Source organism: Nonomuraea sp. B12E4, assembly GCF_039871825.1.
In the GTDB taxonomy this organism is placed as follows: Bacteria; Actinomycetota; Actinomycetes; order Streptosporangiales; family Streptosporangiaceae; genus Nonomuraea.
Genome location: NZ_JBDPME010000015.1, coordinates 213,648 through 228,403 on the forward strand (window position 1 = coordinate 213,648; position 14,756 = coordinate 228,403).

15 protein-coding genes and 1 tRNA gene are annotated in these 14,756 nt (G+C 63.9%); 5 read left to right on the plus strand and 11 right to left on the minus strand.

Translation table 11 applies throughout. The features are described from left to right. Positions 1-106: 106 nt before the first annotated feature. Entirely contained in the window at positions 107-1,048 is a 942-nt protein-coding gene (locus ABGB18_RS30210; RefSeq protein ID WP_347699040.1) for an ROK family protein, read from the plus strand. Between the two features lie 17 nt (positions 1,049-1,065). Then, positions 1,066-1,137, plus strand: a tRNA-Val gene (locus tag ABGB18_RS30215). A 60-nt stretch (positions 1,138-1,197) separates the two neighbouring features. Here the strand turns inward: ABGB18_RS30215 and ABGB18_RS30220 are convergent. The 7 genes from ABGB18_RS30220 to ABGB18_RS30250 all read right to left on the minus strand — a co-directional run bounded on the left by ABGB18_RS30220 (position 1,198) and on the right by ABGB18_RS30250 (position 6,617). Continuing rightward, positions 1,198-2,358, minus strand: a complete 1,161-nt coding sequence (locus ABGB18_RS30220) for a site-specific integrase (RefSeq protein WP_347699017.1) — start codon at positions 2,356-2,358, stop codon at positions 1,198-1,200. Next, positions 2,358-3,968 (minus strand): replication initiator, encoded by a 1,611-nt coding sequence (locus ABGB18_RS30225; RefSeq protein WP_347699018.1) that lies wholly within the window; start codon positions 3,966-3,968, stop codon positions 2,358-2,360. The genes ABGB18_RS30220 and ABGB18_RS30225 overlap by 1 nt, the downstream gene beginning before the upstream one ends. After that, positions 3,965-4,114: a hypothetical protein gene (locus ABGB18_RS30230; protein ID WP_347699019.1), complete on the minus strand. Its 150-nt coding sequence runs from the start codon at positions 4,112-4,114 to the stop codon at positions 3,965-3,967. Before ABGB18_RS30230 ends, ABGB18_RS30225 begins: the two co-directional genes overlap by 4 nt. Beyond that, on the minus strand, positions 4,111-5,529 hold the full coding sequence (locus ABGB18_RS30235) for an FtsK/SpoIIIE domain-containing protein (protein WP_347699020.1): 1,419 nt from the start codon (positions 5,527-5,529) through the stop codon (positions 4,111-4,113). Before ABGB18_RS30235 ends, ABGB18_RS30230 begins: the two co-directional genes overlap by 4 nt. An 85-nt stretch (positions 5,530-5,614) precedes the next feature. After that, positions 5,615-5,929, minus strand: a complete 315-nt coding sequence (locus tag ABGB18_RS30240) for a hypothetical protein (protein ID WP_347699021.1) — start codon at positions 5,927-5,929, stop codon at positions 5,615-5,617. Continuing rightward, complete coding sequence (locus tag ABGB18_RS30245; protein WP_347699022.1) at positions 5,926-6,192, minus strand: hypothetical protein; 267 nt, start codon at positions 6,190-6,192, stop codon at positions 5,926-5,928. The genes ABGB18_RS30240 and ABGB18_RS30245 overlap by 4 nt, the downstream gene beginning before the upstream one ends. After that, a complete protein-coding gene (locus tag ABGB18_RS30250; protein ID WP_347699023.1) occupies positions 6,192-6,617 on the minus strand; it encodes a plasmid replication, integration and excision activator in 426 nt (141 codons plus the stop codon). The genes ABGB18_RS30245 and ABGB18_RS30250 overlap by 1 nt, the downstream gene beginning before the upstream one ends. A 155-nt stretch (positions 6,618-6,772) precedes the next feature. On the opposite strand from ABGB18_RS30250, the gene ABGB18_RS30255 reads away from it, so the two are divergent. After that, positions 6,773-7,153, plus strand: a complete 381-nt coding sequence (locus tag ABGB18_RS30255; RefSeq protein WP_347699024.1) for a hypothetical protein — start codon at positions 6,773-6,775, stop codon at positions 7,151-7,153. Here ABGB18_RS30255 and ABGB18_RS30260 read toward each other — a convergent pair. After that, positions 7,138-7,830: a GntR family transcriptional regulator gene (locus tag ABGB18_RS30260; protein ID WP_347699025.1), complete on the minus strand. Its 693-nt coding sequence runs from the start codon at positions 7,828-7,830 to the stop codon at positions 7,138-7,140. The genes ABGB18_RS30255 and ABGB18_RS30260 overlap by 16 nt on opposite strands. 289 nt (positions 7,831-8,119) lie before the next feature. Then, positions 8,120-8,404: a hypothetical protein gene (locus tag ABGB18_RS30265; protein ID WP_347699026.1), complete on the minus strand. Its 285-nt coding sequence runs from the start codon at positions 8,402-8,404 to the stop codon at positions 8,120-8,122. Between the two features lie 345 nt (positions 8,405-8,749). Between ABGB18_RS30265 and ABGB18_RS30270 the strand changes: the two genes are divergently transcribed. After that, on the plus strand, positions 8,750-10,039 hold the full coding sequence (locus tag ABGB18_RS30270) for a hypothetical protein (protein ID WP_347699027.1): 1,290 nt from the start codon (positions 8,750-8,752) through the stop codon (positions 10,037-10,039). A gap of 311 nt (positions 10,040-10,350) precedes the next feature. Beyond that, entirely contained in the window at positions 10,351-11,874 is a 1,524-nt protein-coding gene (locus ABGB18_RS30275; RefSeq protein ID WP_347699028.1) for a reverse transcriptase domain-containing protein, read from the plus strand. Between the two features lie 1,415 nt (positions 11,875-13,289). On the opposite strand, the gene ABGB18_RS30280 is transcribed toward ABGB18_RS30275, so the two are convergent. Together ABGB18_RS30280 and ABGB18_RS30285 are read right to left on the minus strand one after the other, a co-directional pair. Next, positions 13,290-14,417, minus strand: a complete 1,128-nt coding sequence (locus ABGB18_RS30280; RefSeq protein ID WP_347699029.1) for an ATP-binding protein — start codon at positions 14,415-14,417, stop codon at positions 13,290-13,292. A gap of 127 nt (positions 14,418-14,544) precedes the next feature. After that, positions 14,545-14,756 (minus strand): integrase core domain-containing protein (locus ABGB18_RS30285; protein ID WP_347699030.1); only part of this gene is annotated, 212 nt, incomplete at its 5' end.

Genomic DNA, 14,756 nt, shown 5'->3' on the forward strand with positions numbered 1-14,756 from the left:
GACCGCGCGCTCAGGCGCGGGCCCTTGGACAGGGTCTTCGCCGCGCACGGACGAAAATTTTACGGACATCGGCTGAGCTGCGATATCGTCTCCTTCCGTGTCCGCTATGAGTTCGTTCGTCGTCGCGCTTGACGTCGGTGGCACGTCCATGAAGGGCGGCCTGGTCAACGAGTCCGGCGCGGTGCTGCTGAGCGAGCGGCGCCCGACCCCCCGAGCGGAGGGTCCGGAGGCGGTGGTGACCGCCATTTCCGGCTTCATCAGCCACCTGGCCGCCTCGGGCGAGGGGGCCCCGGCCGGCGTGGGCCTGGCCGTACCGGGGCTGGTGACGGAGAGCACGGCCGTCTACGCGACGAACCTGGGCTGGCACGACGTCCCCGCCTCCGACTTCACCACCCTGGACATCCCGGTGATGCTGGGCCACGACGTACGCACCGGGGGCATGGCGGAGAGCATCCTGGGCGCCGGCAGGGGCCTGACGGACTTCCTCTTCCTGCCCATCGGCACGGGCATCGCGGGCGCCTCGATCATCAACGGCGAAGCGTACGGCGGCTCCTCGGGCTGGGCCGGCGAGATCGGCCACACCCCCGTCTTCCCCGACGGCGAGCAGTGCGCGTGCGGCCAGTTCGGCTGCCTGGAGACGTACGCCTCGGCCGCCTCGGTGGGCCGCCGCTACAGCCAGCGTGCGGGGGTGGAGGGCGTCAGGGCGGAGCAGGTGGTGGCCTCGGACGACCCGATCGCGATCGAGGTCTGGGACGAGGCCGTGGAGGCCCTTTCCCTGGCGCTGGCCACGTACACGCTGCTGCTGGACCCCTCGGTGATCGTCCTGGGCGGTGGCCTGGCGGAAGCGGGCCCCGCCCTCTTCGACCCGGTACATACGCGCCTCGTCAAGCGCCTGGTCTGGCGGGACGCGCCCCCGCTGATCCCCGCGGCCCTGGGGGTGGACGCGAGCATGCTCGGCGCCGCCCTCCTGGGCTGGCGCGCGGCGGACCGGCCCGAGCTGGGACCGGGCTGGACAGTGGATGTGCGATCGGCCCCTGTGGTGTCGTAAGGTGTAGTGCCGATCAGGGGCGGTTAGCTCAGCGGTAGAGCACTCGCCTTACAAGCGAGGGGTCACTGGTTCGAACCCAGTACCGCCCACCTGCATCGAGAAGCCCCGCAGCGATCATGCTACGGGGCTGTCGTGCCATTAACGTGCCATTAGGTCACGCGGGCGAGCACTCCTGAAGATCCATCTTCGTCGTCGGGGTTGCTCTGATTGATCTTGTCGTTCATGGAGTCGGCGATCTTGCGGTCGGCTTCCGCTGTGCTGTGCTGGTAGATCAGCGCGGCACGGACGGAGTCGTGTCCCATCCGCTGCATGAGATCTTTGAGGCTCGCGCCGGAGCTGGCGGCGATCGTGTTGCCGGTGTGTCGAAGATCGTGGAAGTGAAGGCTGGGAAAGCCGATCTTCCTTGTGTTCCTGTCCCATCTAGCCGCGCGCCGGAAGTTGCTGCGGCGAAGGATGCCACCTCGTGATCCGGTGAAGATCGGTGCGTCGGGTTCTGGGTTGGTGAACTCGTCGAGGTGATCGCGGAGCGCCGGGATGATCGCTTCCGGGATGGCGACCGTACGGACGCCCGCGCGGGACTTGGGTGGGCCGACGAGGAGTTCGCCGGTGTCGAGCTCGACATGCTGTTGCCGAACGCTGACGGTCCGGGCCGCGAGGTCCAGGTCCATCCGGCGCAGGGCCGCTACTTCGCCCCAACGCAGGCTGGCGAAGGTGGCGAGGAGGACCAGGGCGCGCAGGCGTATAGGCATCAGGGCAGCGAGTTCGAAGACCTTCGCCACGGTCAGGACCGGTCGTTCCTCCGGTTTCTCCTCACCGGCGCCCCGGATGCGGCAGGGATTTCGAGGGATGATCTGATCGTCGGCCGCCGTCATGAGAACGGCCCGCAGGAAGCGGTAAGCCTTGGCTACCTCGGACTGGCCGATGCCATTGCCAAGCAGCAGGACCCGCCACTCACGGATCGTAGCCGTGTCCACCTTGCCGAGGGGCATACCGCCCAGGTGCGGGCGGATGTAGCGCTTGAGCAGTCCCTTGTAGATCTCGACCGTACGAGGCCGGAGGTTCGTCCGTTCAGTGATCCACTTGTCCGCGTAGTCGCCGAGCTTGACCTTGGCCCGTTGTGGATCGGTCCAATCGCCGGTGATCAGCTTGGCCTCGATCAGCGACAGCGCCTTTTCGGCGTCACGCTCGCGGGCATAGGTGGTCTCGCCCATACGGATCTTGCCGTCAGGACCGGGGTAGCGGATCTGGAATCTGCCGGAGGGGAGTTCGCGGATGCTTCCGAACCGCCGTTTGCCTGGCTTGTTCGCCATTAGGCCACCCTCCCAAGGTCAGTTGCCGAAAGATCTTGGCCATTCGCTCTGGCTTCCAGCTCGCGGAGGTGAGCTCGCCAGCGTTGGCGTTCGTGGACGGATCGGAGGAGCCGGAGGGCGAGAGGTGGCACGTTGGCGTCTCCGGCCGGGACGGGTCGCCAGACGTAGCGGTGTGGGTCGGTAGGTTCGTCGGCCTGGCCGAGGGCTTCCAGGACCCAGGTGCGGCGGTCCTGCTTGTGCTCGGCGAGGGTCTTGTTGGACCACTTGCGCGAGACCAGGACTCGACGACCGGCGTAGCCGAGGTGCTCCGGCTTGTGGGCCTTGCCCCGGCAGCGGCCAGGCTGCATGCCGGACTTGGCGTCCTTGGGCTGGATGCCGTAGCGCAGCCAGTTCGGGCAGGCAGGAGAGCAGGGTTCGTAACGAAGGGCATCCAGCATGCGGGCGGCGTGCTGTTGCTGGGCCTGGCCGCCGTCGAGGGCGTCGCCGATGGACTTGGTGAGGTACTTGGACAGGTAGCGGATGCACTGGTCGGCGTCCGGGGTGCCTGCGAGCACGCCTTGGACATCGACCTGTTCGCCGAAGCGGATGACGTGGAGCGGTTCGGTGCCTTCGTCGAGTGCGTCGAGGGCTTGGTCCCATGTGGGCAGGACTTCGCCGGTGGCCGGGTTGAGGTAGCCGGTGCCGTCTTGCCAGATGGGCATGTGGTCGCCGTCGAAGATGACTTCGTCAGCCTGGGGCCACCAGACCTGGTGGTAGGTGGCGGCGGCTATCTGCTTGATCTCGGCGCGTGGGAGCGTTCCACGGATGGCCATGTGCAGGTGCGGGGCGAGCCGCTTCTGAGGCTCCACGGAGGCGAAGTACTGCACGTCATAGCCTGCGACGCGGCGTAGGTTCTGCACGAAACGATCAACCAGCTTGGAGAAGTGCAGCGCGTCCCGAGCCGCGCGCCGGTAGTCGTAGGCGTCGGGGTCGATGGGTGCGCCGTCGCGAACCTTGCCGTACGAGGGCAAGGTGAGCGTGACGAACAGGGACGGCCGGTAGGTCTTGCCGTCTGTGCCGTGGAAGGTGCGTCCCAGGGTGGTGTTGGTCATCTTGCGCTTGGGCAGGTCGGGCGCGCCCTGCCGCCGCTTGGTGGAGCGAGAGCGCTTGGCGGTCGTACGGCCCAGCACGTTGCCGCGCATGCCTGCGGCGTTGATCTCCTCGTCCAGGCCGGTGATGATCGCGTCCAGTTCGGTGGTGTCGTCGCCGGCCTTTTCGGCGGCATCCCGCTGGGCTTGGTAGTCGGCGCGGAACTCCACCAGCCAGCGCTGTTCCTCGTTCGGCTCATCCGGGGTGATGGCGGGCTCTTCGTCGAGATGCCAGCCCTCGCGGCATTGGGCCTTGCGGAGCTGCTTGTTGCGCTTGGCGCACGGCGGGCACTTGCTGTCGAGTGTGGCCCCGCACGGGACATCGATGATCTCGGACTTGCCGGTGACGACGTCGAGGCGCTTGAGCGGGATGGGTCGGATACAGACGCCGTGGAGCTTGGCGACCTCTACGAGCACGTCGCGGGCCATGGGCATGGCCTGTCGGACGGCCCGGGGGAGGGCGCGGTCTTGCGCATGAGTCAAAGGAGCCTCCCTTCGTCGGGGTCGGTGACGATGAGCGCGGTCTGGCCGCACTCGGCGCACTCGATCAGGGCGCGGACGGGGTCGAGCCAGAGAACGTTGAGGGCGAGGCAGGTGGCGCAGCGAAGGCCGTGGAGCAGGTGAGTCATGCGGCCTGCCCGTAGTAGGCGACCATGGCGCGGATGTCGGCGTCGGAGACGTAGGCGGCGCGGACTCGGATCGGTTCGGGTGAGGTCTCCAGGCGCATGTAGGCGACGCCCGCGCCCAGTTCCGGGACGGGTGAGATGTGGTCAGCGAGGGCTCCCCGGTCGCGTGCGCCGTCGCCCAGGACCATGTCCACCTGCTCGGACTCATCCAGCCGGAGCGCGATCTTGTCGGGGAACAGGTTGCGGATGTTCATGACCTCCTTGCGTGGGTCCTGGAGAGCGGCCATGACGCCGACACCGACCGAACGGCCTTGGGTGGCGAGCGTGGCCAGGGCGGCGGAGATGCGCTGCCGGAGTTGCCGGTCGGGTTGGTAGGCGGTGAGGAACGCCACCTCGTCGACGAGCACCAGGACGAACGGATCCTCAACGGTTGGGACGTGGGAGCGCTGGAGTCCGGCGAAGCGGGTCGCGCGCTTCTGCATGACGGAGACGGCCTCGTCGAGCAGGTCGGCGCAGTCGGCCGGATCGGCGGCGTATCGGCCCTCGAACAGCTCCCGCCCGAAGGACAGCTCCATAAGCTTCGGATCCAGCGCCCAGATCTGCACCAGCCCTGCCCGCATGGCGCAGAGCAGTCCGCGGATGGTGTCCCACAGGAAGGAGCCCTTACCTGCCCCGGTCGCGCCCGCGATCAGGACATGGGTTCCGTGCACCTTGAGCCGGAGCGGTCGGCCGTCCTCCTGCTTGCCGATCTCGACCGGTCCGACCGATGGCTCGTCCGGGATGGGCAGAGCAGGCATGGGCGCGGCCAATGGATCACTTCGCGGAATGGTCAGCAACAGCCGGCCACCCTTGATGACCGCGACCCGGCACGAAGTGGCGCCGAAACCTTGTGCGAGGTTGTCGATGCGGTCGGACCAGTCCTTGACCGCCTGACCGCCGAGCATCCGGACCGTGATCCGATCGGCCCAGCCGTCGCAGGTGACACGCATCAGACGCGGCATGTAGACGCGTCCGTTGACGCGCTTGGCCAGGCCGGAGACGTCCATGACGCCGTGCCAGTGGCGGCGATACACCGACATCAGCCGCCACCAGGCCAGCAGTCGCCAGCCGACGAGACGGGAGAAGGAGTCGGGCTCGGTGAAGGACCAGGCGAGCAGCGCGAGAACGACGAAGCCGAGCGTGGATGCTGCGGCGGGCCAGCCGTACCAGGTCCAGACGACTCCCAGGCCGACCGGCACGGCGACGGCGACCGGATGTCGCCAGGTGGTGCGGACGAGGGCTGACAGGAAGCGCCAGCCGTAGACGATGGAGGTGATGATGGCGGGTGTCTTGAGGACGGCCGGTCGGAAGACGACGGCCGTGTCGGGCGTGGTGGAGACGAGGTTGCGCGCCTCGTCGCCAGGCAGCCGCTTGAACATAAGCTGGGTACCTCTCGTGATGTGGAAGTCAGGGGAGAACCGAGGGGCCGCCGGAAGTTGCCGCTTCCAGCGGCCCCGCTTCGTGTCAGGCCGCCGTGTCGGTGGCGTCCTTGGCCGGCTCTTCGGTGTGCAGCAGTTCGCAGTTGGCCAGGTAGCGAGCGGCGGCGTTGAAGATTTCCCGGGCGATGGCCAGGTCGGCGTCGGTGACTGGCCCGGCCCCGGTGGTGGAGATGTGTACGTCGGCCTCGTGGGAGGCGAACTCTAGGTACGGCCGCGGATTGCTGACCAGCAGTCCGGCGCGGATCTGGAGGCGCGGCGTGTGGAAGGAGACTCCGACGTGCGTGTCGGAGTCGGGTCGCATGGACAGGGTGACGTAGGTGTAGGGCCGGTGTTCGCTCACGCCGCCACCCCGCGTCCGTCGGGCAGGCCGTAGAAGCTGCGCTCCATGGAGCGGGCGAAGCGGTGGGCCTCGCGGGCGAGCTGGCGGGCGAACTCCAGGTCCTCCACCGTCACGGGTCCGCTTGTGGTGACCAGGACGGAGGTGGCGCCGAAGTCGAGCGCCAGGACGGGCTCACGGCGGGCGAGCGGGTGGTTCATGGTGCGGGCGGCGTGCCCGGTGGTCAGCCGGATCACGCTGTTGCGCGGGGTACGGCGACGGGTCATTAGGCGGCTTCCTTTCCGGCCGAAGCCTTGCTCTGGGCGGGTTGGGTGGTCTGCCGGGGTGCGCGCATCTCCTGGACCTTGATCGAGTAGGCGAGACGGCCTGCCGCGTTGACGTACGGCGTGACGGACATGCCGTCGAACTCGACCGGGGTGAACGGAAGCCCCGGCATCGGGGAGGGCGGCACCGGCTGGACCGGCGCGAGGATCTTGACCGCTACCGTCTTCTGGGCGGGCTTGAGGGTCGGGTCACCGTCCATGACCGCGACCTGCCAGACCAGCTCTTGGGTCTGCTTGTCGCGGGCCTGCACGAACCGGCCGTTGGACGAGGCGTCGAAGTCCTTGACGGGCTCGACTTCGCCGACGATGTAGCAGCCGTGCGGGAACACCATGGTGTAGGTGACGGGGATGGGGCCTTGCAGAGCCATAACGACTTCCTCTCTTGTATGACAGGCACTCGACCTATCAAGTAGCTAGACGATAACTCTCCGTAGCTTGCTAGGTCAAGTGCCTAAGTGGGCTGGTGTCCAACTGGTGAAGCTGGTAGAACGCACCAGGCAGGGTGATCACGGAAGGAGTGCCGATGTACGTGAGGTTCCAGAGCCCGACACCGAACGGGCGAGGGACGTACCCGGGCATGTTCGGCCTCGTCAACGGGCTGGCCGCGCAGGGGCGCCTGTCCGATGCGGAGGAGCGGTTCAGGCGCGAGAACAACGCTTGGTACGAGGCGAACTTCACCAATCCCGCGACCGTGGACCCTGCGGTCTACGACCGGAGCACCAACCCAGGAGCCGCAGCCTGGTTCAAGCTCTCAGCCGGTCACCTCATGCAGAGAGTGCCCGGATATCTGGCGATCCTCGCCGCTCACGACGTGCAGTGCGTACGCCTCGAATCGGCGGACCCCGGCAGGATCATCTACGAGGACGACGGACAGGTAGTCGTCGTTCCTCACGAGATCGGGTAAGCGTCCTCCAGCTCGTGCCGATCGGCGGGCAGGAGAACCTCCACGACGGCAAGAGGCCGGCCGGAAGCATCACGGACCGCGCCGAAGACAGCCAGCATCGGGACGTTCTTGGGCATGCCCAACTGCTTGACCTCGTCGGCCGAGGGCATACGGGCGGTGATCTGCTCCACGATGTGATCGAAGCGCACGCCCTTGCGCGCCTGAAGATGCTCCCGGAAGCCCTGTCGCAACGGCTCACCACTGGTGAGATCGGTCCCTTCGGACAGCTCCAAGGGCAGCCAGAGCGACACCAGTTCGGTTGGCTCGCCTTCGCGGGTGATCAGTCGTCGCCGTACGAACACCTTGCTCTTGGGCCGCACGTCGAGCAGGACAGCAACTCGATTCGGCACGGTCACCGCGCCCACTTCGATGACCTCACCTGTGGAGTCGGCTTCTGCCTTGGTGAGGTACGCCTGGCCGGGACGTTTCTGCTCCACCGAGGCCATCGCTGGCCGCCCGCGCACGAACCGGCCCTTGCCCTGCTGGGACTCGATCCACCCCTGCTCACGCAGCACGCGCAGAGCGGCGACCACGGTGGGACGGGAGACGCTGAACTCCTGGATGAGCTGGTTCTCGCTGGGGAGGAGCGTGCCCGGCGGGTACTCTCCCGCCTCGATGCGCCTCTGGAGGTTCTGCACAAGCTGCGCATACTTAGGCGGCACGGACTCAAGCGACATCATGACCGTCCAACAGCCGACAGGTTGTTTTACCAAGTTTGAGCGTATCCGGCTCGTCGCCGACTGTCCACGTAGTTGCCGACAACGGGAAACCGAACACGAGGAATCCGGCAGACAGCGCAGCGACCGGGCTGGGAAGGCCGCCGCGGGGGCTGCCACTGCGTCTGCCTGCCGGGGAGGCGCGACGAGGCCAGGCCACGGTCCCCACCCCCTCCGGAAGGGACCGCGCCCGCCTCGCCGCGCCCGTCATTCACCTGGCGATGTACTCAGCCAGGACGTCCGCCGCACCCTCGACATCACTGGTCGGGTGCCGCCTTTCGGCGTTCTGCCACGAGTAGTAGGCCCCGCCGTACCCGACGAACACCCACACCGGCATCCCCGGCACGGGCTTGTGCACCATGAGCGCACTGTTGTTGTCCCGCAACTCGGCGTTGACACCGAGACGCGTGAGCTGATCACGCAGCCGGACGAGCATGTCGCCCTCCTCCTGACCCTGCGGGAAACCGCTCACCGCCGCTTGAATGATCGAATTCATTTTCCGCTCCCTTCGGCCCGGCCGTCTCCGAGGCAGTCGAGACACTCCCGCTCCTCACTCGAGATCTCATCTCTGTCGGTGTCGCCGGTAAGGAGCGCACGGCGCGAGTCGCGCAGCTTGATCCCGCGTCCCCGGCAAGCAGGGCAGGGCGACGTCTTGCTTGTCTCGTCTGGCCGGATCACCGTCGCCATCTCCTCGTTCATCCGGCGTTCCCTGTGGCGGGAGGCCGCGTGACGTACCGTGGTTGATTGATGACAAGTCCACCGGCAACCGAGTCTGAGCAGGACCCCTGAACGGCCCCCTCATTTCCCCTTTCGAGCCCCCAGCCGGGAGGAAGGCCCGCAGATGCCCGACTACATCCCAAACGTTCGCCTCCGCGCCTGGCGCAACCAGGAACAGCTCAACCGCGCGCAGATGGCCGAAAAGGTCAACGCCACCCCCATCGGCGTCGCGCAAAGGTTGGCCTGCGACGAGGAGCGGATCCGGCGCTGGGAAGCAGGCGAAGTCAGGTGGCCGCGCACCGAATACCGGCTGGCGCTGACCCAACTGACCGGGAAGCAACCGGAAGAGCTCGGCTTCTCGCAGGGCAGGCAGAACGAGAGCCGTCTCATCGAAGCCCAGGAAATGCCCATCGACGCCCTACGCGCCGAAGCCGACTTGTACGGCACGATGCAGCTTGCCCAGCAACTCCAGGCATCCGACGTCGGAACGGGCACCTTGGAGGCTCTCGCCGAGGCCGTTGATCTGCTGTGCCGCGCCTACCCGGTGGTGCCCGCCGGAACCCTGCGCGAACGCACGCAGAAACGCTTGGCCCAGATCAATCACCTGCTTGCGGGGCGCCTCACCCTCGACCAGCATCGCGAGCTGCTCGTGACTACCGGATGGCTTACGGCCTTGCTGGGATGCGTTCATTACGACTTGGGAGAGAGGGAGGAAGCCGAAACCGCCCGTCGAACAGCCTTCGAGATGGGACGTCAGGTCGGGCACGGCGAACTTATGGGATGGGCTCACGAGATGTCAGCGTGGTTCGCCCTCGTCGAAGGTCGCTACGAAGACGTCGTCACCTCTGCCCGCATGGGGCAAGCCGTGGCCGGCACCAGCAGCGCCATGGTCCAACTCACCCTCCAAGAAGCCCGCGGCCTGGCCCGCATCGGCGACCGTCGCGAAGCCGACCGCGCCTTGACCCGCGGAGCCGAAGTTCTGAGCAGCTTGCCTCTACCTGACCGCCCAGACCACCACTTCGTCTTCGACCACGCCAAGTGGGTCTTTTACGCGGCAACCTGCTACACCTGGCTCGCAGACGACGATCGTGCGGAAGAACATGCCCGCGAAACGATCCAGATGCATACGCGCCCTGACGGCACTTCCAATGCTCCCATGCGTGTCGCTGACGCGCATATAGATCTCGGCATCGTCCACGCTCGACGGGGTAACCTTGACGCAGCAGTTGAGGCGGGTATAGCGGCCTTCGACATAGATCGACGCTCCCTTACCGACCTCGTAAACCGTGCAGCAGATCTAGATCGCATTCTCCGACAGCGTTATCGTCGGGAAGCGCTCGCCACAGAATTTCACGAGCGATTCATCACTGCGCGACGAGCCCTCACGAGCCGACGTCCCGACCTTCTCGATTGATATTGCATCGGTCTTCGTCGAGCACTCGTGATTGCTCTGCTTTATAACACGTATCCGTAATCGCTCGCGGGTTTGTATACATGACAGCACGACGAGCTTGATCTGGCTACGAGTCATACTGCAGCTTCCGATCACATGCCGAGGTAGTTGGAGAGCTTCCACCATCAGCATGGACGGCGAACTACGGCCCTATCGCGGAAGCAGAGATCTTGACGAGTGGCTCGATGTGCAGTATTAAGGAAAGCTCTGCACCGAACACCCTAGCAACCATGCCGCTAGCAACTTGATAGAAGATCGACAGAGATGGAATCATGGATCCGCTGCCACAGGCTTTAATAAAGAAACTGAATATCATTGACGCGGTCGGGTCGGAACTATCTGCTGTGCGCAACCTGATCCCGCCAGAGCCATGGACAGACATTCTTCCCTCCAAGGGAAAGGAAATCGCCGCATGGATTTCTACCCTACTTGCCTCGCGCTACCAACCAACCTCTAGTGTGCTAACAAATGCTAAAAAGGCCGGCCATGGTATACGGCCGGTTCCCACTATAAGTTTGATAGATCGCATCATCTATAGAAGCCTAGTCGAATATATCTTGAGAAGCCATGCCGTCTCATCTAGAAGCAAGGATGAATATCGACTATTCGTCATTGCTCCAATCGCCTACGCGCGAGCAAGGATCCTCGAGAGGAGGGGGCTCGCGGAAGCGGATCTGCCGACCGCACGGCCCATCAGATACGTAGTAGAAGCGGATGTCACGGCATTCTATCAATACATCGACCACGAAGTGCTCCGCCGAGAGTTGGAGCTACAAACTGGCGAAATTGAGGCAATAGGGTTTCTTATTCAATTTCTAGCAGAGCTGGAAGGAAGAACCTTCGGCCTCCCGCAGCTACTAGATCCCTCAGATTGGCTCTCCGAAGTTCATATCGGCATTGTCGAGCGAGACCTCATACGTCGAGGTCTTGCCTTGTGGCGCTTCAACGATGATTTCAGGATCGCCTGCGAAAGCTACTCGGACGCACTAAGCGCCATTGAAATGCTAGCGGAATCCTTGCGCGCAATCGGACTTGTCATAGCTGACCACAAGACATACACGCCAACAATCCAAACTTATATCAAAAGAGCTCTGCGATCTGAGCCAGATAATTTGGAAGGGGACTCTGAAGATGACATCGAGCAGGCCGAGCTCAACGACTACTTCGACCCAGGCGGAGAGAAGTCCATCGAGGAAGCTTTGACTACCCTTAAGCGCATCGGCCTAGATCCAGACGATCCCGACAGTATCGACCTGAAAAATACTAAGCGTGAGGAAGTGACGGTCCTCCGCAATGCTCTTGCATCGCTAACACGTCATGAAAGTGACTTGGGACTTTCGTATGTGATTCGCCTCTTCAACTTCGTTCCCTCACTCACGCCTGAGATTGCCAACTACCTCGTCCTTATGTTCGAAGGAAACAAGGGGAGAGTTGAACAGATATGGGACACGATATCAAAGCGCTCCTCCAGCGAGTGGCAAAGCCTCTGGTTAATCTACATAAGTCGCAAGCTAGGCATTGCGGCAACTCACAGTCGCACAGAGTGGATTAAAAGCCAGAGAGATAAGGGATATGGGCGTCTCATTCATGGCGAAGCAGAGTTGGCGCTAGCCACCATTGCAGCGAGCACTTTCCCCGACCTGGACCGTGCCCTGCGGATGGAACCTCAAGCTCTTGCGCCCTGGTATATCCTCGCGATCAAAGAACTAGTCGCTACAGATGCGCGCCCCACAGATAAGCAGATAAATGCTATTAAGGAATCGTCGCGCCTTTATCGATGGCTGATGGATGGTTGATATGGGCGCACTCACTCCCTACCCGCGCAGGAGCATAAGCGAAGCCGCCCTAGTGTTGATACGCGAGGTTACGCTTGAGTCGGATACTCGTACATCCGCTCGGAAGCCTGGTCGCATTCGGACATCGTACAACTACCTGGGTACTCTCGAGCCGAACGTCCTTCAAGCTGAAGCAGCTATTTTTCGATATGTAAGCATTGCAGAGTCATATATCGACAGTTTGTCTCTGGACCTATTGGGTGAAGCTCTGCCTTATCCAGATCCTATCGTGAAGATACTTGTGGACGAGTACGAGCTTCAATCAACGAGCAACTGGGACCGTCGACACGACAAGTACAATAAAGTTCACAGGATACACCTCAAAGGCTGCGCCGACTGGAACAAGGTAAATGCGGCAATTGAAGCCAGAAATACAATCGCTCATGGGCTTGGTCGACTAACTCCGCTACAGCAAAAGAAGTCAAACGTGTCGAGCTTATTCGCCCCTATCGGAGTATCGGTTAATGCAGGGCGCATACGTTTGAGTCTAGCCACGGCTGGTATAGTCAGAGACGCTTGTATTACCTTCATAGGCAGCGTAGACCAGAAATGTCCTCCCGGCTAACTGCCGAATTGTTCTAGTAGATATCAAGACGGCGGCGCGGCGCGCCGCCGTACCTCCGGCCCGCCACCCGCCCGCCGTCCGGGCGTGCGGCCTGGGGGCCGGTCCCGGACGGCGCGGGACTGCGGGCCGGCCGCCGCACGCCCACCTCGCCGCACGGACCGGACGCTCTGATCGGGGTTGCCGCGCCGCCGCACAGATGCAGCCCTTGCGATCGCCACGGCATGGTTGGTCGCCGTGCATGGTTGGGGCGATCGAAGGTCCAGGGCTTCGTTCCTCAGCCCTGGCCCACTGAGCAACGTGGCTGATCATCGGGCTGGTTCTGACGCCGTTGTCGCTCCCGTGGTGATCGCGGCAGGCACCAGGGGCCAGCGTGTACCTGCGTACGCGTGCGTGCCATGCCCGTGCCATTTAGTGATCCGAGAGCGATGGGGAAGCCCTGGTCAGTCGGCATGGCTGCAGGCCGGAGAGGCATGATCACCGTGCCATTAGCGTGCCATTAGCTGTGTCTGGACTGCTTCCGAGAGGTGGGGGCCGCGTTGAACAGCTCCAGGTCGGGACCACGCGGAGCCGATCTTGGCTCCTTACAAGCGAGGGGTCACTGGTTCGAACCCAGTACCGCCCACCTGCATCAAGAAACTCCGCAGGATCATGCTGCGGACCTCTCGTGCCATTGGCTCGCGCAGGCGAGCACACGCGAGTTTCGTCGTCATCGACGAGACTGGCCTGATCAGTCGTCGTCCAACTGGACATCAGCGGCCATCTTGTCTCGCTGGGCATAGGCGTACCGGCGTGCAAGGACATCAGCATCCCTCTACTCCGAGAGTTTCCGGTAGGTTGTTGGCCGTCCTTGCCCCCCCAGTTGCTCGACGAGCCCCCTCGATCTCAGTTCGCGGAGTGCCTTGCGGATGTTGGGTGCGGACAGGTTCAGTTCCTGCTTGAGGTCAGCGACACTGCGTGTCCCTGCCGCCAAGGTGTCGTAGACGCGTAGCTCCGTCTCGTTCAGGTCGTCGCCCGGGCGGATGACGGGAAATGCCTGCCGCCGCAGGACGACAGTGAATCGGATGGCGGCGTCGATGTAATGCGCAGGTGGAAGTCCGGCCTCTGTCAGGGCATCGGCCACGATCGGAATGCCGGTTGCCAGCGCCTCGATCACTCGCGCGCCTGTTTCTGGTGTGCGAGCGTGTTGGCAGATCGCAACGAGTCGCGCATTGCGTGCTGAGGTGACGGCGTCCCGGCCGAGCCGGTCGACCGTGATGCCGTACAGGCCACCCGGGTTGGAGACGATCAGCCGGTCACGACGGAGTCGAACCTCCACGGCCATGCCGGCCGACCAATGATCGAGGTCGCGATGGAGAAGAGCGTTCGCGATGATCTCGCGAAAGGCGATGTATGGATAGGCGGGCTGATCACGAACAGTCCCGTCCGGCGCCGACACGACGCTGGTGTCAAAGGTTCGCCGTGCCCAGTTCAGTGCCTCTTCCAGCATCCGTGGAATGGCCCCAGTGATCGTTGCCTGGTTCCGAGCCCGGGAACCTACAGGATCGGTCGGCAAGGGCTCCGCCGAAGCCTGGATGACGAAGCGCGGAAACCACTCCTGTGGATGAACCCCCAGGGCCAACACTCCTGCGACGGTCGGAGTGCCGTCGGGCAAGGTAACTCCGGCACGCCGTAGCAACTCGGCATCGTCAGGGAAACGGCCCAGGCCGTGGGGATCCCGTTCGCGGACCGAACGTAGGAATGCTGCGACAAGGTCGCCGTCCAGGTCCTCGCGGGTGGCACCTGGCACGGGCTGCCGGTCGAAGAGCGGCGGCTTCCGGGCAGCGAGGAATGCCTGCTCTTCCAAATCCGACAGTGGGAAGTCCCCATCGTACCCCCGCATGTATGCCGTACCCGATGCCGTGATCCGACATGGCTTGGCCGACGGATCGCATTCATGCACCCTGGCGACGATGACCGGTGCCCCATCCACCTCCGCGTCGCTGATCGTAAGCTGGACAGGCGGCGAGAACGAGCGCGCCTTGTGAGCGAGGCCCTGCTTGAGTGGACCGCCCCGGGAATCTTGGAGGCTACGATTCCTGCGAACTTGCGAATGACATAGCAGATTCCTGCGCCTTAAAGAAGGCGCCTTCGTACTCCTTCGGCGGAATATTTCCACAGAACGAGTGGAGCCTCGTCTCGTTGTACCAGGCAACCCATTCCATGGTTTCAAGCATCACGTCGGTGACACCCTGCCAGCCGCCGCGAAAGTCGATGAGCTCTTTCTTGTACAGACTGTTCA